This is a genomic window from Shewanella aestuarii, assembly GCF_011765625.1.
GTDB lineage: Bacteria > Pseudomonadota > Gammaproteobacteria > Enterobacterales > Shewanellaceae > Shewanella > Shewanella aestuarii_A.
Map to the genome: position 1 here is coordinate 3,851,293 of NZ_CP050313.1, position 19,299 is coordinate 3,870,591.

Sequence of the window (19,299 nt, forward strand, 5' to 3'; positions counted from 1 at the left end):
CACGTCAACTGGCATTCATTTTAAACCCAATTAATCAGGTAATATGCTTACTATTTATCAGGTTATTTAAGTTTAACTGGCCATTCTTTTTCAACGCGCTCTTTTAAGAACACTTCTTTAGACTGACTCATGCCTTCAAAGCTTAAACCGACTAACGGCTGTAGCTTCTCTTTGCTATCGTACTTAGTCGCATCATACTTATAATCCGGTGCGTACTTAGCTAATAACGCATCCGCTTCAGCGATAGCTTGGTCAAGAATGCCATTTGATTTAGTTAATAAGCGTACCGCTTCAGTCGGATTATGCGCATGAATACCATGAGACGCCGTTGCACTGTCCCAGAACCACTGTGCATTTCTTACTTTAACTAATAAGCTATTCATTTCACCAGCTAACGGTGTTTTCTGCTTAAGTGCAGCTTGGTAAGCAGCTTGCGCTTCGCCAATAGTCTTACCTGACTCTAAGCCTTTCACACCATTAGCAGCCCAAATAGCTTGCGCTTTAAAGTGAACTTCAGTTAAACGTGGATCAGTTCCGTTAGCGGCAAAACGTAGCTGGTTAATTTCCGCTTTGCGCTCGTCAAGAATCTCTTTAAAGTCACCGGCTTCATGACAACTTTGACAATCGGCTGGCAGCTTTTCAGCTTCAAAAGTCACTTTATGATCAATAAAAGACTTACCTTGTTCGTTAGTTGTTTGTGTCATATGACAAGTCGTACAACCAAACTCTAAGTGATTGTCCATTGCATGCTCAGTACGGTCCATCATGTTTTCAAACTCAGGGTGTTGAGTTTTAACCATAGGCGCACCAGAAACAGCGTTAGTCCAATCCTTAAATCCACGGTTATCGAAATAAGCTAGCTGAGCTTCAGAGGCAAAACCTTTATATAAACCATCAGTGCCTTTGTAACCAACAAAGTCTTTATAATCAGTTTCTACACCTGGAACCCAATAATCCCATGGGAACTTAACTTTTTTACTGTCAGTGCCATCAAAGTAGTATTCCACATGACACTGAGCACAAGTTTGACTGGCTTGTAAAACTGAGTCTTGCTTAGCAAAATCTTTACCAATCGTTTTCATTGCGCGGTCAGCATAAGGGCGGCTCATTCTTAATTCTTGAGTCCCTAGCTCATGACAATCTGCACAACCAATGGTGTTAGACATTTCATGGCCCCAAGTAGACCAAGCATTGTCAGAAAACTTGCCTTCTCCCACTTCATCATACATGCGGGCCACATCAGGAGACTTACAAGACCAGCAACTTGCAGACATCGCTTCACCTTGCATAACACCGTCTTTATTCATCATTGGATGACCAACACGTAAGGTTTTAATCACATCAGTTAATGCAAAGTGGTGGCCACGCGCACGGTTATAGTCTTTAGCAAAACCATAACCCGCCCAAGCAGCAATAAGATTTGGATTAGCAGCAAGTAAATCATCTGGTTTACCCGATACCGGATTGCTTTGTTCAGTTTCGGCCCACGTTTTGTATTGCTCAGGGAAAGCTTTCTGCCAATTATCACTATTATAAAAATCAGTCTTTGCTTCACTTGCAATCGCATTACCAACAAATACTGTCGATACCATTACAGCCAGTGCAATTCTTTTTAGTTTCATCTTCATTCCTCACTGGGATTATTATTATGATGTACTACAACCAACTATATTAACGGCAAAATCAAAACCGTTAATTCATTTTGATTATTACACTGAAAATCCAAAGGTAAATTAAATTGATTACATAATGTGATCATAATCCAACCCATTAGCAAAGGTTTGTTTTCATGAAAAAAATAAATACCCACAAATAGGTAGATTGTAAGAATAGTGATTTCAACCCTGTTGCAAAAAATAAAACGAAGAAAGGGAATAAACAGCAAGCTATTGATTTAAAGAATAAAAAAATTAAATTGTGGACTAAAAACAAAGTGTGGAAATGATTAAAAAAATAACACTCATATTTAGTGAAGATGTTATTATTAAATTTAAATTAAAATTCAGATTGAAAAGATACAAAAAAAATGACGAAACTCAAAAAAACAACAACAATAGCGCTCACCATTAAATAATAAGCAAAATATAAATTAGCAGCCAATTAAAAACTACTCACTAATAAAGAAAGATAAGAAACACATATTTATTTCATCCGTCCAAAATCAATTTTTATATAACGCTAAATTTAGATTAACTAAAAAAGAAAACGTGAATTAAAATACATATGATTGGCGATATAAATCACATGATTCAACCGCCAAACAGAGATCAGCAAATACAATTAATGTGTCGGCTTGACGCCATGTTTAACCATATCCTGTCCGTTTTTGAATACCTCATCGGTCACCCAACGTCCAAGCAATAGTTTATGAGCCTCTCCAAAAACCGCCACAAAATGTCGACCATCGGCATTGCTGGTTGCCATGCCTACACCCACAACCCCTTGCAGCCCTAAACCACCTTTTTCAACTAGCAATAAAAACTGTCTTAATTGCTCTAAAGAGCTGATCACATCACCTTCAAAATTCATACTTACATCTGCCTTTTCAAATATCATACTCGGTGTATTTTAGCGTAATTAGCATAACCAAACTAAAAATAAACGCGTTTGCGCGTCAGTGTCGTTAAACAATTAGTAATGAGTTTTATTTTCAATATTATCAATCAATTATATTTTTCTAATTAAACCAGCGTTACGACTAAACGAGTTATTCAAAATGACTAACAAAGACCAATATCGAAATAAAAAACTATAACTTACAAACTATTTCATTGCGGATATCACATGCACATCAAAGCGATTTTTCTTAGTGGCAATCACCATACTGGGTTTTACACCATCTAAATCTTCCGCATAATCGGGGCGCTTAATAACCACACGTTTTGTTGCTAATGCCATGGCGGGCGCAAGTAACCCATCGGCGTCTAAATCTGCGCCCACTAAGGTTTGAAATACGCGCATTTCTTTTTTGACTAAAGCAGATTTTTCACGATGGGGATACATAGGGTCTAAGTAGACTACATCGATTTCAGTGCCTGATTTTTCAGCAGCTTGGGCCAATGCGGTAATACTCGAACCATGAAACAAACTCATTCGCTCGCGCATCCAGCTTCCAATTTCAGCGTCTTCATAGGCGCGGCGCAGTCCGTCTTCAAGCAATGCAGCCACAACAGGATGACGCTCAACCATAATCACTTTGCAACCAAGGCTAGCCAATACAAAAGCATCGCGACCTAATCCTGCAGTGCCGTCCACCACAGTAGGCGTAACGCCCTGCTTTAGACCAACCGCTTTTGCAATCGATTGACCACGTCCACCACCAAATTTACGTCGATGAGCCACCGCGCCAGACACAAAGTCGACACTGATACCGTCTAATTTGGGCTCGTCACGTTTATGCAGACTTAAGGTATTGTTGTCGAAGCGCAATTCAAACAGCGCTTGCTTGTCCCATACCAGTCCCCAACGCTCACATATATCAACAAGAGACGGATATTGCTGATTAAAAAAAATCGGTATTTGCAAAAGTAATTCCAAGCATTAAGTAAACTCTTGGCTATTATGCCAAAAGCCCGCAACAGTGAATACCTATACCTCAACAAACTAAACACCTATAATGTCTGCATCTTGCAGTATCCACTGCGCAGCTATTTCGGACTCTTCCATGTTAAGTTACCGCCACGGTTTTCACGCCGGCAATTATGCCGATGTTCTCAAGCACGCTATGTTGTTACAGGTGCTAAAACTGATGCACAAAAAAGATAAGCCAATGGCCTATATCGACACTCATGCCGGTGCGGGTGGTTATGCATTAACGGATGAGTTTGCCAAAAAAACCGGTGAGTACTTAGACGGCGTGGCCAAACTTTGGGGCAAAGAAGATTTACCCGAAAGCCTGCAGCTTTATATTGATGATGTAAAACATTTCAACCAAGGTGAAGAGGACTTAGCTTTTTATCCCGGTTCACCTGCGTTTGTTGATATGAACATGCGTCCTAAAGATCGTATGGTGTTGCACGAGCTTCATAGCACTGACTTTGTCTCACTTGACGAGCAATTTGCTAACGACCGACAAGTTAAAGTCATCAATAGTGATGGCTTAAAAGGTTTAATTGCTGCGGTGCCGCCACTTGAGCGCCGAGGGGTGATATTAATTGATCCAAGCTACGAGATAAAAACCGACTATCAAGATGTTGCTCATGCAATTATTAAAGCGCACAAACGCTTTGCTACTGGGGTATTTATGTTGTGGTATCCGGTGGTTGATAGAGCGCAAACTGAATCTATGTTGAAAATATTAGCCACCAGCGGCATTAAAAACCAGCTACGCGTTGAGCAAGCAATTAAACCTGACAGTAATGAATTTGGTATGACCGCTGCCGGATTATGGATTATTAACCCACCTTGGCAACTCGATGTGGCGGCTAAAGAAATGCTCGACTATTTAGAACGCCGTTTAGGTCAAAGCGGTGGTAAAACCGTGGTAAAACAAGAAGTGCCAGAATAAGTTATTTATCAATGAATATGGCGTTATACCTAACACCCCCCGCCAATCATCAAAACTAAAAAGCCCATGTAATAGTGATTACATGGGCTTTTTGCATCTAAAACGCCGCATTATCACACTAGAAAAACGCCCCTGCCGCACCCGGGAATACCACAGGGCTAGCATTACCATTGGCAGCCACACTGGCTACACCAAACAGATAATTATCTATGACCCTATTTTTTAAAATAAATTCATTCACATTGCCAACATAACGGCTATGAGTCCATTCCGGTTCAGTTGTTAAACGCCAATACACTCGATATCCCACCACGGTTTTGTCTGCGTTTTTTGCCCAGCTTAATGTGGTGTCAGGTGAAACTTGGCCTTTTATCGTGACCTTGGTTGGCGGTGCGGGTGCCCATGCCATTGACGCTAAGCTAATGGCATTAAGCGCGGTAAGTTTGGCGTTAAAATCAAAATCGACCCCTTCAATAACATCACCGTATTCAATGCCATTTTCATTGCGAATATCTTGATGCTGACGATCATAATGCTCGTTGGTTTCCATCACTCGCACCGCAGGGAAACCGGCTTTATTAAAGGGTAAATGATGCCCGCCACGGCCAAATCTATCTAGGCGGTACACTAACATGACATCCAGATTAGTCATGTATTGGTCCACCAGCGTTTTTATTTTACGTGCAAGATTGCGAGAGGCAGAATCGTTTTCACCGCCGCCAAAATAGCGCTGTTTGGCTTCTTCAGGCGTTTCAACAAAGCGCACGCCTTCAGAAAATATACGTACCGTTGAATTATTAATAACCCCGTTAATACCAGCAATATTGCCTATCATGTCGTTATTTAATACCGCTTGCACTTGCCAGTGATTGTCTTGGGCGTATTTTGCTAAAATATCACCGCCGTATAAGCCCTGCTCTTCACCGGACAAGGCGGCATAAACTATGGTGCCGTTAAACTGATATTTAGATAAAACCCGTGCAGCTTCAATGGCCCCTGCAACACCTGAGGCATTATCGTTGGCTCCGGGTGACATAGAGGTGGCGTCAAGTACGTCAGTTACCCGAGAATCAATATCACCGCTCATCATCACCACGCGATTAGGATCAGCCTTACCACGTTGAATGGCAATCACATTGACCACTTCCGTTGGCTCGGCAATACGTTTGCCTTGCACTGTGTCACTCACAGTAAGCACTTCTAAACAGCCGCCACATTCTGTTGATATTCGCTTAAATTCAGCTTCAATCCAACGTCTGGCTGCGCCTATGCCTTGGGTGTCTGAAGTGGTGTCTGACAGCGTATGTCGAGTGCCAAAGCTCACCAGTTTACGCAGGTCTTGTTCAATACGCTGTGGACTAGGAGCGGTGGCAATATCGTATAACCTAAGGTCTTCTTGCGATGGCGCTGCGGCATTTTCCGCTTTTACCGGCGTAACTAAACAAGCGCTAAACACCCCTAAAGCTAAGGTGCAAGCCACCAAATGACTAGGCATAACATTATGAATGTTGTTAAATATTGAGGTTGCTTTCATCATTTTAACCTTGTGTTTTATGGTGATCAGCTCACTTTACGATAACGGTTATATAAAATTTTCACGCGCTGCACATAGGCTTGGGTTTCGGGATAAGGTGGAATGCCGTTGTATTGTTTAACGGTAGTTGGGCCAGCATTGTAAGCTGCACAGGCAAGGTCAATATCGCCATTAAACTGTGCTAGCAACTTGGCTAAATAACGGCTACCACCATCAATATTTTGCTCGGCTTGAAACGCATCGCGCACATTCATATCTTTTGCTGTTGCCGGCATTAATTGCATTAATCCCATTGCGCCCGCTTTTGATACCACATTAGTACGAAATGCCGACTCGGCATGGATCACCGCTTTGATTAACGCGGGGTCAATTTGATAACGATGTGCAGCTCGGGCAACTAGGCTGGCATATTCTGATTTAAATAATGGGGTTTTATACCAGTCGATAGTCGAATCTGGCCGACAGGCAAAGCATTCATATAATAAAATGCGGTAGTTATTATGCCCAGGCTCACTATCACTAAATGCGGTAATGCCGTTTTTTTCATATTGATAAACTTTGCGTTTTTCGACGCCAAGATCTGACACTATCCCGTTTTCTGAATAACTGGCCTTTAATTGTCGTTTAGCGGGTTTACTGGTGTCAGCCTTGGGCAGCGGATAATCATTATCTAATACCACTGCTTTAGAAATGGGCTGGCTTTTATCGGCCGATACCACGCCTTGCGGGCTTAAGTCTGGAAATAAATTTAACTGCGGTTTAGGCTGACTTTGTTCAGAGGGCTGATAGCGTGCTTTTATTCTTGACTTGGCTTGATTTACTTTATCATTGCTTGATGCTTGCTGCTGTTGGCTATCGCTCTGGCTCTGGTTGTTGCTACTATCACTTGCCGCCAGTAATGACTGCGACCATAACAAGCCACTGAGGTTTATGATAAGTCCGAATGAAAATAGCCATTTGAATCGATATCGTGACATCATTTCGCTTTTTCACTAAATTGTGTCGAGCCTGAAGTCGGCACGTTATCTGGCTCGCTTAACGCTAATAGTGGCATGGTGGTAATATTGGCAATGTTAGCCACAATAGAACCCGGAAATATTTGCACACCTTGGTTTAAATCGGTCACTGCCCGATTATAAAAGTCGGCGGCATGACCATAATCAAGCTCAAATTGCAGGTATTGGTTTAATTGATTTTCATCCAGCTTATCGGTAGTAACGGTAAAGAATAAGCGACTAAGTAACCGATCCATTAGGGTCCATGTATTGAGTACTTGGGTTAACTGGGTATCAATTTGCTGTTGCCAACGGCTACTGGCCTGCAATGCGGTTAACTCTGACAGCAGTAATGCTTGCTCGCTGGTTTGGGGGTGATGAGCTTGGCTTTGCGTCAAAATAGCGCTCAGCAAAGAGCATCGCGACGCCATTCTTTGATCCATCACATTCAATGAATCAAGAGCCGATTGACGCTTTTTGATCAGGCTTGCGTACCAAAGGTAACAAAGAATTATGACTAAGCTGGCACTTAGCAGCAATGCTTGCATATTATCTTCCTTTATAATTGTTATCCTTCATCATAATCACAATTTCATTCACTTTTCACTTAAAACTCGCTAAATCTGCCACAATAAACTTTTTGCCAACCCGCCAAATAGTAACCAAATATTGACAAAAGTTGTTTAAACGCTTTTATTGAGCCATGTATAAAAATTGCAAGCCATTCACACCAAAACCGAGAACAACAAACACCATTGATCACAAAAAAACATACAAAAACAATATACTAAAACAGAACTCTTGGTGCGCATTTTTTAAACCACTTTTCAGTTATCTTGAGATAAAAATGCAAAAATGACACTTAAAGCCATCAGTTTTACAGGGTTAGATATATTTTTGCTTTCAAAGCCTCATTTCCTTTGATTATTAATTAAGTTTCAGTTAACTATGCTACTGTAGCCTCATAAACTGGCCTATTCTTATAAACAAACCTGACGACTTTCAATGCGTTTATTAACATAAGCGTTTGATCCCGATTAGGAAAAAAGCCGAATGAAGGAAAACAATGAGTCAATCAAAACAAACAAGCGTGAACGACAAAGATCCGGTTAATGTACCTTCGGATATTGCGTCATCAAATGGCTTTGTTCGATTTTTAAATATAGTAGAGCGCTTAGGAAATCTACTTCCCCACCCAATCACCTTATTTGCCATGTTTTGTGCCGCGGTTGTGGTTATCAGTGGGATTGCGGGTTATTTCGAATTATCAGTGGTTGACCCTCGCCCTGAAGGTACAGCCGGAAGAAGCCCAGATGGATTAATCCATGTGGTAAGTCTACTCAGTGCTGAAGGCTTACAGCGGATCGTATCTGGATTAGTCACTAACTTTACTGGCTTTACCCCTTTAGGCACAGTGCTAGTTGCGCTGTTAGGTGTCGGTATTGCTGAGCGTTCAGGGTTGCTATCTGCCGGTATGCGTTTGCTAGTGATGGGTACATCCAAGCGCTTAGTAACTTATACCATTGTATTTGCGGGTATTGTATCCAATACGGCTTCCGAGCTAGGTTATGTGGTATTAATTCCAATGGCCGCGATGATCTTCCACTCGCTAGGTCGTCATCCTTTGGCTGGTTTAGCAGCGGCATTTGCAGGGGTATCCGGTGGTTACAGTGCCAACTTACTTTTAGGCACAGTAGACCCGTTATTATCTGGTATTACTGAAGCTGCAGCGAGAATGATTGATCCTGTGTACAGCGTTGGCCCAGAAGTAAACTGGTACTTTATGTTTGCCTCTACCTTCTTAATTACCTTACTCGGTGGTTTAGTCACTGAAAAAATTGTTGAGCCAAAACTGGGCAAATACGATATCAGTGAAGCGGGTGATTTAGATGAGCAAACCATGGAGAAGGTCAGCGATATTGAAAAGCGAGGCTTAAAGTTAGCAGGGTTATCGGCATTAGTATTTAGTATGTTACTGGCCTTAACCATTATCCCTGAAGGCGGCGCATTGCGTCACCCAGAGACTGGTTTAGTAGCTGGTTCACCATTTTTAAAGGGCATAGTGGCGTTTATCTTTATTGGCTTTGCTATACCGGGATTAGTATACGGTAAAGTGGTTGGCTCAATGAAAAAAGATACCGATGTGATTAATGCTATGTCACACAGTATGAGCACCATGGGTATGTACATCGTGTTGGTGTTTTTTGCGTCACAGTTTGTGGCATTTTTCAGTTGGACTAATTTAGGCGCGGTATTAGCGGTTGGCGGAGCACAAGCTCTTAGCACCATTGGGTTAACTGGCCCATTAGTTTTTGTGCTGTTTATTATGCTATGTGGCTTTATCAACTTAATGCTGGGTAGTGCATCCGCGCAATGGGCTGTCACCGCACCCATTTTTGTGCCTATGTTAATGCTGGTAGGTTACGCGCCTGAAACCATTCAAGCGGCTTATCGTATTGGTGATTCGGTCACTAACTTAATCACTCCTATGATGAGCTACTTTGGCTTGATTTTAGCCGTGGCGTGTCGCTATAAGAAAGACTTAGGCATAGGTACGCTTATTGCTACCATGTTGCCGTATTCCATTATCTTTTTAATTGGTTGGACTATGTTCTTCTTCTTATGGGTATTTATATTAGGTTTACCGGTTGGTCCTGGTGCGGCAACCTATTACACACCATAAGTAACTCATTAACTCACATTCATAAAAAACGCATCTTAATCGATGCGTTTTTTATGGGATTACGATAACTGAAGCAACTAAAAATCAATTAATATCGATAAAATCGTTGCCAGTTTGTTTTCTAGCTCTTGCCATTCCGCGTCGGGATCAGATCCAGCAACCACACCGGCTCCGGCAAATAAACTAATACGTCTTGGCTCAATTAATGCGCTGCGAATGGCAACCGAAAACTCTGATTCATAATGATTAAAGTAACCACAAGCTCCGGCATACCAGCCACGAGCATAGCCTTCTCGCTGGCGAATAAAGTTAAGCGCATTGTTTCTGGGTAATCCACCAACTGCAGGCGTCGGATGCAAAGCACGTAACAATTCAAAATCATTCACCCCGGGCTTTAACTCTGCCCGAATAGCACGGTGTAAATGTTGGATATGGGTCAGTTTAAAAATTTTAGCCTGCTCTTCTGCCCCCACATATTGGCAAAGTGGTTTGAGTACATCAACAATATGCTGCCTGACCAATTGGTTTTCATGACTATTTTTTGCATCATCTAATAACTGCTGCGCTAAAATGTCATCTTCTTCCTGATTGAGCCCCGCACCGTGGTGCCCGCCAATGCCTCGGTGAATAACTCATGTTGACGACGCAAATACAAGCGCTCAGGAGAGCAAGAAATAAACGCTCTTTCAGGACTAAATTCAAACCCAAATTGAAAGCTATTTGGATTACGTCCTTGCCAGCAAGCCAAAACCGTCCAAGGATCCACCTGCTCAGCAATCTCTATTTGTGTTTGGCGAGACAATACCACTTTAGGGGTAGTTTTATTAAAGCTTTGCTGAGTTACTTGCTCAACTAACTCACGCCATCTATTTTGATCAGGTAAGTCACTGCGGTTCATTAAGCGGGTTTTATTCGGTGGCGATAAGGGTTTTGGCCGTTGAATATTGGCTATAGCATCAATGGCTTGTTGATACTCAGCTTCTTTAGATTGGTTTTCAAAATTAAGATTTAATAAAATTTTAATTTTCTGGCCACTACGACGCAGTTCAATACGTGGCAAAACAAATCGCGCACGACCAAACTCTGGCCAGCATTCAACGGTGCGGTCAAATGCGACACCGCCGTAGTAACGCAGTTCTTGGCTAACACCTTTACCTCGTTGCGCTTGATAGTCAGCCGCCAACTGGTGATCGTCCACTTCATCTTGATAATAAAACTGCTTACACATACCCACAGCGGCAACTTCTTCAGATTTATCACGGCCATGCCAATAAATACGCGGATATTGAGTTTGGGCACTTAACCAAGACAAAAGCGGCACAGAAGGTGCCTCAACGGAAAGTTGCACAATAGGAGCGCTGACTGGCATCAACATCAATTGATCAAGTTTTTGTTGTAACTCGTAAAAATGAGCACGAAAGAAATTGCCAGACAACATGAACTCCAAAATTAAGAATAAGTGCACAAGTTAATGAACAGGCCATTAAGTGTCAATCTTTCGAGCTGCGGCTTGTGATCGATAATGTGCAGGGCTATGAATAATAAACAGCTGATATACCAATTATTATACTTTAACAAAAGACTAGGTTTTAACTAGCCGTAACAAATAGATTTACCAGAAATTTTTTACATGTTGTAAAATTAATGATACCTAATCGCTATCGAAATCGTCTTTGCATTATTTGTATTACAAAAATATAACAAGATTAGGTTTTCCTGAGGAAATAAACAACAATGAGCGACCCAACAAAAGCACAAACTGCCATTAAAATTCCAGTCGATAAACTGACAATAGGTATGTTTGTGACGGCAATAGATCGCAATGATAGTAGTATAGCAATCAGCAATGCAGGGCAAATTAAACATCATGACGCCATTGTTAAGCTAGCTAAAAACAACATTAAACACGTTTGGGTCGATGTTGCACGCTCATCGGATACCTGTGGCTTAAAAAAGGCAACATCAGCACCAGAAATTAGCCAGCCGCTCGCCAAAAAATCCTTAATGTCCCGCGATGCAAAACAAATTCAATCAAAGCAAATTTTACAAGAAGCGAAAGGCTTAATAAAAAAGGTATTATCTGAAACCTTTGAAGGCAAAGCGGTTGAAGTTGCCCCCTTTGAAGCTGTGGCAGATAAAATGATTGAATCTGTCATGGATGACGCAGACGCCTTCAAATGTATGTCGGCACTGCGCACTAAAGATGCCTATTTACTGGAACACTCCATTAATGTCGCTTTTCTATTAGTAACCTTTGGCAAATATTTAAACTTAGACGTCGAAACCTTACGCCATTTGGCCGTTGGGGGTATTTTGCACGATATCGGCAAGGTGAAAGTAGATAATAAAATTCTGCATAAACCCGGCAAGTTAACGCCTGAAGAATTTGAGGAAATGAAGCTGCATCAATTTTTTGCTATTGAAATAATGGAAGAAACTGAAGGGCTATCTCAAATTAGTAAAGATGTGTGCCTAATGCACCATGAAAAACTCGATGGACGTGGCTACCCGAAAGGGCTCAAAGGCGATGAAATTCCCTTACATGGCCGCATGAGCTGTATTACCGATATTTATGATGCCTTAACAGCAACCCGTTGTTATAAAGAAGCCATGAGCCCGGCTGCGGCGTTTAAAATTTTAATCAGTTTAACGCCATTCCACTTAGATCAAGCATTAGTGTATGAATTTATCCGCTGTGTGGGCGTTTACCCTGTGGGGTCGATAGTGCAATTGTCAGATGAACGGGTCGGAATTGTTTGGGAGGCTAAGAACCGAGATGCATTGCACCCCATAGTAAAATGCTTTTACTCAATCAAACACCAACGATATACCGATGTTACCTTTGTTGATTTACTTAAATCTGAGCTCAATATTGAACGCGGTATATCGCCAAGTAGCTTAAATGTTGATCCAGCGCCTTTTTATTAAAGATTACTGCATATAACACTGAACCAATTTAGTGATAAGTAATGTCCTGATACATAGGGGCAAGCTTAGCCAGTAAAGCGTTACGAGTAGCAATAGGAATGTGTTGCTGCTTGAGCGCGTCGATCAAATGCCCAACGACCGCATCAAAATCAGCCTGACTAATATGTAACCCCACATGCGAGTCGAACATCGACTCACCTTTGTAGACACAATCACCACCAGAAACGACGCACAGATGCTCTATTAATCGCTGCCGAAAAACGTGAATATCCGTTTGCTCAAAGTGATGTGCAATGAGGGGATCTTTGGCTAAATTTTGTAAAAAGCTGTCGGTAATTTGGCTAACACCATTGTGACTTCCAAGTTGTTGATACAACGAGTCAGACTTGGCTGCGCAACCAGAGCACAGCAAAAGTAACCCCAAAAGGCTAATTAACGAAAATCGACTCGTTAACATTATAAGGTTCCCTCTACTGATAAATACCATCCTTGCTGACGGCCTAACCCTGCAATACTGCCTAAATCAACATAAGCCCCAACAACAGAAACATGCTTATTGATAAACCAACCAATAAATACATCTTGCCAATCCTGTTCTTCGGCAAAATTTAAATTATCGGGTTTTTGCTTATACTCATAACCAATGGCAAGGTTGTCCAGCAATAACAAGGCCACTGAAACTTCGGCCATTATTTGATAATCAGACGATTGCGCGCTACCAAAACCAAGCAATCCTGTTTGGTTGGCTTTTGTCGCTCGCAGGGTTAGATTAGTCACCAAGTTTCGGCCCGCGATGGCATCAAAAAACACCTTAGAACCAGCAAGATAAATATCTATCCCCCAGTCCTCCTTGGCGCCAACAGCCTGAGGTAACGCAAAGTCATCAAGCTGCTTATATTGCACTCCCACACTCATTTGCGGCAGACGACTATAAAGTAACTCCCCGACTATCTTATATTTAATACCGATTATATCTTGCCCTAATTGACCACCTATTGTGTCTAGATCAAAAGCTTGCTTGGCATAACTTATTTCAAAGCGATTGCCGAAACTGAGGCCCATTGAGGCCGATGACAAACTGAAATCATCCACACCCACCTGAGAATACATGACGGTAGTAGACCACTGATCAGAACTCGCATAACCATTAATCACCGCCCACGGAACAATACCTCCACCAGCAGCACCTTCAATCGTGGTCGCGCCCCCAGTTGCGATTAGCTTACTTGTTCCAGCTTGTGCTGTTAAAGCTAAGCTGCTGACAAATAATAAAATAATCAGGCTATTTTTTAATAATAATTGCATATATCCTCAACAAGTTTGGTATCGCGTTTATTGATTAAAATCGGCCAACCAAAGCATCAATTCATCGGCTTTCAACGGCTTTGAATACACATAGCCTTGGATGGTATCGCAATCAAGTTTTCTTAAAATATCAATACCATCTTCAGATTCGACGCCTTCGGCAACCACAGTCAAGCCCAAGCCTTTAATCAGTTTAATACTCGTATTAACAATCATTAAATCTGTTTCATCAATATGAATATCTTTGATAAAACTACGGTCAATTTTGACTTCATTTACTGGTAATAACTTTAAATAAGCTAACGATGAATGCCCGGTGCCAAAATCATCAATAGCAATTGATAAACCAATATCTCTAAACGATTGCAATACAGCTATCACCTTTTGGGCATCTTTCATTACTGCACCTTCAGTTACTTCTATAGAAAGCGCATGGGGTGGTAAATGATGTTGTTGCAGTAATTGTTGAATGTCATTGGCAAAATTGTCATTGGTTAAGTCATGAGCAGATAGGTTGATCGCCACGGTTAATGTAATGCCTTGCTGCTTCCAGGCCGCTAATTGGGTAATGGCTGTTTTCACAACCCAATCACTGATGATGGATATATTGCCTGATTTTTCTGCTAGTAGAATAAACTCATCAGGCGGAAGAAAACCTAACGTTGGATGTTGCCATCGAATTAAGGTTTCTACGCAGTGACAGGTGTTGCTCTTAATATCCACTTTAGGTTGATAGACTAAAAATAATTGTCCTTGAACCAGTGCTGTAGGGATATCTCGAATAATAGTAAGCTCACGCAAATATTGCTCATCAGCTCCTTTGTGATAATGCGACACAACTAAAGACTCAACCCTGGCATGATTAAGAGCAATTTCGACATGACGCATTAAAGTGTCGATGTCATCGTGATGGTACTCTTGGGTTAATTCGACAAGACCAACGCGCACCTTGACACTAATATTTGAGCCTTCAATGACAAAAGGACGACCTAAATCAACTAAAATATCGTCCAGCTGTATATCAATCATATTTAATTTGAATAACAGTAAAAATGAATCGCCGTCTAAACGGGAAACGATTTCGGCGGCGGGCTGCAATGAGGATAAACGCTTGGCAAAGCTGACTAATAAGCCATCGGCATTAGCAAAACCAATAATATTGTTTAAATGACGAAAATTAACAATGTCGAACATCAGCAAGCTACCACTCATATAAGTTAGGCGTTGCGCCAATAATTGTTTAGCCGCACCTCGATTATACAAACCGGTAAGATTGTCATGCTGCGATTGGTACAATAAATCTTGCTCACGTGATTCAATATTTTCACGCATAACCGATAAGTTATCTGCCAAAATTTGTAATTCAGCAGGCGCACCTTTAATTGGCCGAGGATTATCACCTTGACCGACTTTGCGGGCAAAATTAACCAAAGCATAAATCGGTTTTGTTAAGCCACCAGCTATCCAAGCAGCAAACAAAAAAGCGAACAAACAAGTTAGCACAAAAATAATGAGCATATTATTGCGCAGTTCATCATAATTTTTTTGCCAAGCGGCATTAGACTGGTGTAACACAGCCCATTGGCCATGTTGCTGAGTAAAATCGATCACTTTTGACAAATAGTTTTTGGGCACATCACTAACAAGTTGATGAGATGCGTTACCCAAAGTGATACCGGCTGATAACAACTGTTGACGCGCATTGTCGGGTAAGGTTGACACCAGATCTGTCTTTTCAACAGATTGATTAACAAAACTAATATCAATACCTGTAATTGATTTTGCTTGGTCGGCGACTTGTTTGTCCAAGGCAAATCCCATTCCAACCCAAGCGATAAGTACTGGAGCTTTGACTGGCTGCAATACAAATTGATAACTGGTGTGTTCAAAATTAACAATTTCAAACGCATCTGAGTGGTTTTGTGTTAACAAAAATAGCTTTTCAACGTCTTCATCTGTCATTCCACCTAGGCTGGATGATAACAATTGACCTTGAGGTGAAAGTAAAATCGCGGCATCGGCATTAATACGTTTACCATGGTTAGCCAACACTGAGGCGATTGTTTCCTGCTCTCCCGTTGCGACAGCACGCTTAAAACCAAAGTCAGAACTTAATAAAGACAAACTTTGATTTAACTGACCACTTCGGCTAGAAAGCATTTCCATAAATACCTTTGCGCCAATATTAAGGTCTTGAATTTGTTGCTGACGATAATCTCGCTGGGTGGCATTCAGCACAAACAAGGCTGTAGTTAACTGCAACAGCGTTAACATAAACAAAAAAGCAATAATTAGACGACTTCGAAAGCTAAATTGCATGTAATCTTACTCTTATTAATTTCAATCATTACGCTCCAAAGCCACTGGGTGGAGAAGTCGGTTTTTGCTGGCGTTCCACATCGACATTAATCGTCAATTGATTATCACCTTGATTAACGACTAACATGCGATCAACAGAAGGGGTTCGCAGCCAGGGATGCCACACTTTAAGTTGGTACTCTCCAATCACAAGATCACTAAATTGGATTTGACCAACCTCATTAGAGACAGAAAAAACAGGACTTGATGACACATAAATATAAGCCTGCATGTAGTCATGAATATTACAGCCAATCGCCACTAAACCAGCTTTATCAAACTCAATCGGCGATTCCGTTACGCCAATATACAGTTTTAATTCAAACTCTTTCGCTGGTGAAAATGAATAAACATGATGACGAGTACGGTCTAAATTAGGAAAATGAACTTTAGCCCCTTGAGGCACAGCCAATACAAAAGGGGAAAAAATCCGATTCTTCTGGCGCATTTCATACTGTGAGGTAGGCGGCATAAGCTTATTTAACTCATGGCGCCCTTCTTTAATTGGAATAAGCTCGACAACCGTATCCTCAAGCTGCTGACCTTGAGTATCCACCACAGTAATAGATAATTCAGCAGCCTCAGCCACCAAAACAAAAAGTGTGAAGGATAAATATATTATGCAGTTTACCGACAAAGTTATACGCATACATTAACCTTAAAAATCAAATTTTTAACTAAACAACTGTAACCCATTTACAACATAAATTACCAACACCATAAATGCGTCACCGTGATACTGCCATTTAATAGGCAAACGTTTAAACACCTGAGCACCTGCTTTGCAGCACATTATTGTTAGGAAGTACTATGAAAATCTATCTCACTATCAGTCTAGTATTAATTTCATTATTTTTGCTAATTCCGGGAGTTAGCCAGCCCATGCTCACTATGACTGGCACCATAGATAAAGCACAATTAGTGGAGACTGGGTTAGATATGTTTACTGACAGCCTTTCTGACAACGCCCGTGACAATACTCGCGGCATGTTAGACATGGCAGTCAGTATGTTTGGCTTAGATAAGATTGAAGGTGAAGTAGAGGTGTTTCGTAAAACCCGCAGTATTTTAGATACCGTCAACGAGCTTTATCAATCAAATAACATCCTAGTTGCTGCATTGGTGGGCTTGTTCAGTATTGTTATCCCTGCCCTTAAATTAACGTTAATGTTAATTGCCAGCTTACCGATAACCAGCAAAATTAAGCAGATTATTAACCTTATAATTGGTTTTGTGGGTAAATGGTCAATGGCCGATGTGTTTGTTGTGGCCTTAATTATTGTGTATATGGCGGGAAATGCTTCAGCAGGCATGGGCGAATTATTGCAAACTTACGCTAATTTTGAAGTTGGCTTTTATTATTTTCTGGCTTATTGCCTGTTTTCCATTGCCAGCCATGCGCTGTTTAATATGCAACAAACCCAAGCTAAGCCGCAGCCAATAAGCACAAACTGATCCGTTATGAGATAGTTAAATTTGATATTGGCGCAATAAAATCCATTCCCCAATAATGCCTTCACATAAATTTAAATATAAATGGGGGCACTTATGGCACGTTTTTGGTTATCACGTCGACTTAAAGTCATCGCGATTATCAGCTTGTGCATTATTGCGGTTGTCGCGTCCATTCAAACTACAGGCTTAACCCGCGCTTTAATTGAATTGCTGGCCTTTGGTGGATTAATTTGGCTGGCCTTAGCCAAACCGGATATTAAACAACACGACGCTGATGCTTAAGGCTTTATTCGCCGTAACCTTAACCTGCAACAACCAACGCCACAGTTACAACTCATCAAGCCCTTACAATACGATATAAGCCAAAGATGCGGAGCCAATGGCTATCCACAGTAATATCCCAAGCAATAAGGGTTTCGGGCCGTTTGCGCGCATTTTTTTAACCGTAATTGCTGCGCCAATCAAAAATAAACACAACACTAAAACATGCTTTGATGCCATAAATATCAAGCTGTAAACCGCCTCGCCTTGTGGCACAAAATAGGCGATTAAAATAGCCACGCAGTAAAATAAAATGAAATAAGGCACACTTATTTTGCTTTTATCGCCGCCAAAAAACCATGCACTGAGCAATGCCACCGGAATAATCCACAGCGCCCGAGCTAACTTAACCGTTGTCGCCGTTTTTAATGCTTCATCACCATAAGCGGCTGCCGCGCCAACCACAGATGAAGTATCGTGAATTGCAATTGCGCTCCACACGCCGAAGTCATACTGGCTTAATGACAACGCATGACCAATGGTTGGAAACACAAATAACGCGATAGAGTTAAGTAAAAATATGCAGGCTAACGACACAGCAATTTGATCGTTTTTAGCATTTATAGCCGGCGCAACGGCGGCAATCGCACTGCCACCACAAATAGCCGTACCACAACTAATAAGGTGGCCAGTTTTAGAGTCCATGCCAAACAGCTTGGCCAAGCCATAACCTAAAATGAGAGTAAAAAAGATTGAGCCGACAATTAAACCAAGATTACTTTTACTGGCTTCAATCGCCTCGGGCAAGTTAATACCAAAGCCGAGACCGACAATAGAATAGGCTAATAATGTTTTCGTCCATTTACTGAGATCAATATTGTTAGGAACGAGCCCAATACTGGCTAATGTAAACCCCATTAATAACGCGATAGGAGATGAAATGAGCGGCGTTAAGCAAAACAGCCCCAAGGCAATAAATAGCCAAAATTTAAGTTTGGATGGTGAAGCCGCGCTTGCCATAAATAAAACACCCTAAAAAACAAGTCGGCTATTGTAGCAATAACGGCGGTTCAGAACGATGCTTGAACCTGAAAGAATCTAATCAACAAATAAATCAAGATAACGCCGTGGGTTAAATCTGTTTGATCTAAAAATATTAGCCCAAAAGATAACTCACCAAACCAATATTAGTCAGACGCTTACTGTAGATTACAGCGTACTCGAATCGCACTATAACGCCTCTCATTACAGCCTATCAAATAGCCATAAAGAT

At 41.3% G+C, this 19,299-nt stretch carries 16 protein-coding genes and 1 pseudogene; 5 read left to right on the plus strand and 12 right to left on the minus strand.

Features of this window, described 5'->3' with window-relative positions; genetic code table 11:
* Positions 1-62: 62 nt before the first annotated feature.
* The 3 genes from HBH39_RS16715 to HBH39_RS16725 form a co-directional block, all read right to left on the minus strand.
* On the minus strand, positions 63-1,622 hold the full coding sequence (locus HBH39_RS16715; RefSeq protein WP_167679768.1) for an ammonia-forming cytochrome c nitrite reductase subunit c552: 1,560 nt from the start codon (positions 1,620-1,622) through the stop codon (positions 63-65).
* Between the two features lie 658 nt (positions 1,623-2,280).
* Complete coding sequence (locus HBH39_RS16720) at positions 2,281-2,529, minus strand: hypothetical protein (protein ID WP_167679769.1); 249 nt, start codon at positions 2,527-2,529, stop codon at positions 2,281-2,283.
* 234 nt (positions 2,530-2,763) lie between these two features.
* A complete protein-coding gene (locus HBH39_RS16725; RefSeq protein WP_244325696.1) occupies positions 2,764-3,525 on the minus strand; it encodes a class I SAM-dependent methyltransferase in 762 nt (253 codons plus the stop codon).
* A 139-nt stretch (positions 3,526-3,664) separates the two neighbouring features.
* Here HBH39_RS16725 and HBH39_RS16730 point away from each other — a divergent pair, with 139 nt between their 5' ends.
* Positions 3,665-4,507, plus strand: coding sequence for a 23S rRNA (adenine(2030)-N(6))-methyltransferase RlmJ (locus tag HBH39_RS16730; RefSeq protein ID WP_167679771.1), 843 nt, complete (start codon positions 3,665-3,667; stop codon positions 4,505-4,507).
* 118 nt (positions 4,508-4,625) lie between these two features.
* On the opposite strand, the gene HBH39_RS16735 is transcribed toward HBH39_RS16730, so the two are convergent.
* The 3 genes from HBH39_RS16735 to HBH39_RS16745 form a co-directional block, all read right to left on the minus strand.
* Positions 4,626-6,044, minus strand: coding sequence for a M28 family peptidase (locus HBH39_RS16735; protein ID WP_244325697.1), 1,419 nt, complete (start codon positions 6,042-6,044; stop codon positions 4,626-4,628).
* A gap of 23 nt (positions 6,045-6,067) precedes the next feature.
* Positions 6,068-6,721: a lytic transglycosylase domain-containing protein gene (locus tag HBH39_RS16740; protein WP_432280165.1), complete on the minus strand. Its 654-nt coding sequence runs from the start codon at positions 6,719-6,721 to the stop codon at positions 6,068-6,070.
* A 296-nt stretch (positions 6,722-7,017) separates the two neighbouring features.
* A complete protein-coding gene (locus tag HBH39_RS16745) occupies positions 7,018-7,584 on the minus strand; it encodes a LemA family protein (protein ID WP_167679772.1) in 567 nt (188 codons plus the stop codon).
* A gap of 518 nt (positions 7,585-8,102) precedes the next feature.
* Here HBH39_RS16745 and HBH39_RS16750 point away from each other — a divergent pair.
* Positions 8,103-9,719: an AbgT family transporter gene (locus tag HBH39_RS16750; RefSeq protein WP_167679773.1), complete on the plus strand. Its 1,617-nt coding sequence runs from the start codon at positions 8,103-8,105 to the stop codon at positions 9,717-9,719.
* A 77-nt stretch (positions 9,720-9,796) separates the two neighbouring features.
* Here HBH39_RS16750 and HBH39_RS16755 read toward each other — a convergent pair.
* Positions 9,797-11,157 (minus strand): annotated as a pseudogene (locus tag HBH39_RS16755) (isochorismate synthase).
* A 296-nt stretch (positions 11,158-11,453) separates the two neighbouring features.
* Here HBH39_RS16755 and HBH39_RS16760 point away from each other — a divergent pair.
* On the plus strand, positions 11,454-12,647 hold the full coding sequence (locus HBH39_RS16760) for an HD-GYP domain-containing protein (protein ID WP_167679774.1): 1,194 nt from the start codon (positions 11,454-11,456) through the stop codon (positions 12,645-12,647).
* A 28-nt stretch (positions 12,648-12,675) separates the two neighbouring features.
* Here the strand turns inward: HBH39_RS16760 and HBH39_RS16765 are convergent, their stop codons facing one another.
* From HBH39_RS16765 to HBH39_RS16780, 4 genes are read right to left on the minus strand one after another with little or no spacing between them, the layout of a single operon-like run.
* Positions 12,676-13,104, minus strand: a complete 429-nt coding sequence (locus HBH39_RS16765; protein ID WP_244325699.1) for a group I truncated hemoglobin — start codon at positions 13,102-13,104, stop codon at positions 12,676-12,678.
* A complete protein-coding gene (locus HBH39_RS16770; protein WP_167679776.1) occupies positions 13,104-13,952 on the minus strand; it encodes a DUF3034 family protein in 849 nt (282 codons plus the stop codon). The genes HBH39_RS16765 and HBH39_RS16770 overlap by 1 nt, the downstream gene beginning before the upstream one ends.
* A 27-nt stretch (positions 13,953-13,979) precedes the next feature.
* Entirely contained in the window at positions 13,980-16,271 is a 2,292-nt protein-coding gene (locus HBH39_RS16775) for a bifunctional diguanylate cyclase/phosphodiesterase (RefSeq protein ID WP_167679777.1), read from the minus strand.
* A 28-nt stretch (positions 16,272-16,299) separates the two neighbouring features.
* Positions 16,300-16,929: a methylamine utilization protein gene (locus HBH39_RS16780; protein ID WP_432280166.1), complete on the minus strand. Its 630-nt coding sequence runs from the start codon at positions 16,927-16,929 to the stop codon at positions 16,300-16,302.
* Between the two features lie 191 nt (positions 16,930-17,120).
* Between HBH39_RS16780 and HBH39_RS16785 the strand changes: the two genes are divergently transcribed.
* Both HBH39_RS16785 and HBH39_RS16790 read left to right on the plus strand, forming a co-directional pair.
* A complete protein-coding gene (locus HBH39_RS16785) occupies positions 17,121-17,765 on the plus strand; it encodes a paraquat-inducible protein A (RefSeq protein ID WP_167679779.1) in 645 nt (214 codons plus the stop codon).
* Positions 17,766-17,858: 93 nt separating this feature from the next.
* Positions 17,859-18,047, plus strand: coding sequence for a hypothetical protein (locus HBH39_RS16790; RefSeq protein ID WP_167679780.1), 189 nt, complete (start codon positions 17,859-17,861; stop codon positions 18,045-18,047).
* A gap of 63 nt (positions 18,048-18,110) precedes the next feature.
* On the opposite strand, the gene HBH39_RS16795 is transcribed toward HBH39_RS16790, so the two are convergent.
* A complete protein-coding gene (locus HBH39_RS16795; RefSeq protein ID WP_167679781.1) occupies positions 18,111-19,046 on the minus strand; it encodes a YeiH family protein in 936 nt (311 codons plus the stop codon).
* Positions 19,047-19,299 lie beyond the last annotated feature (253 nt).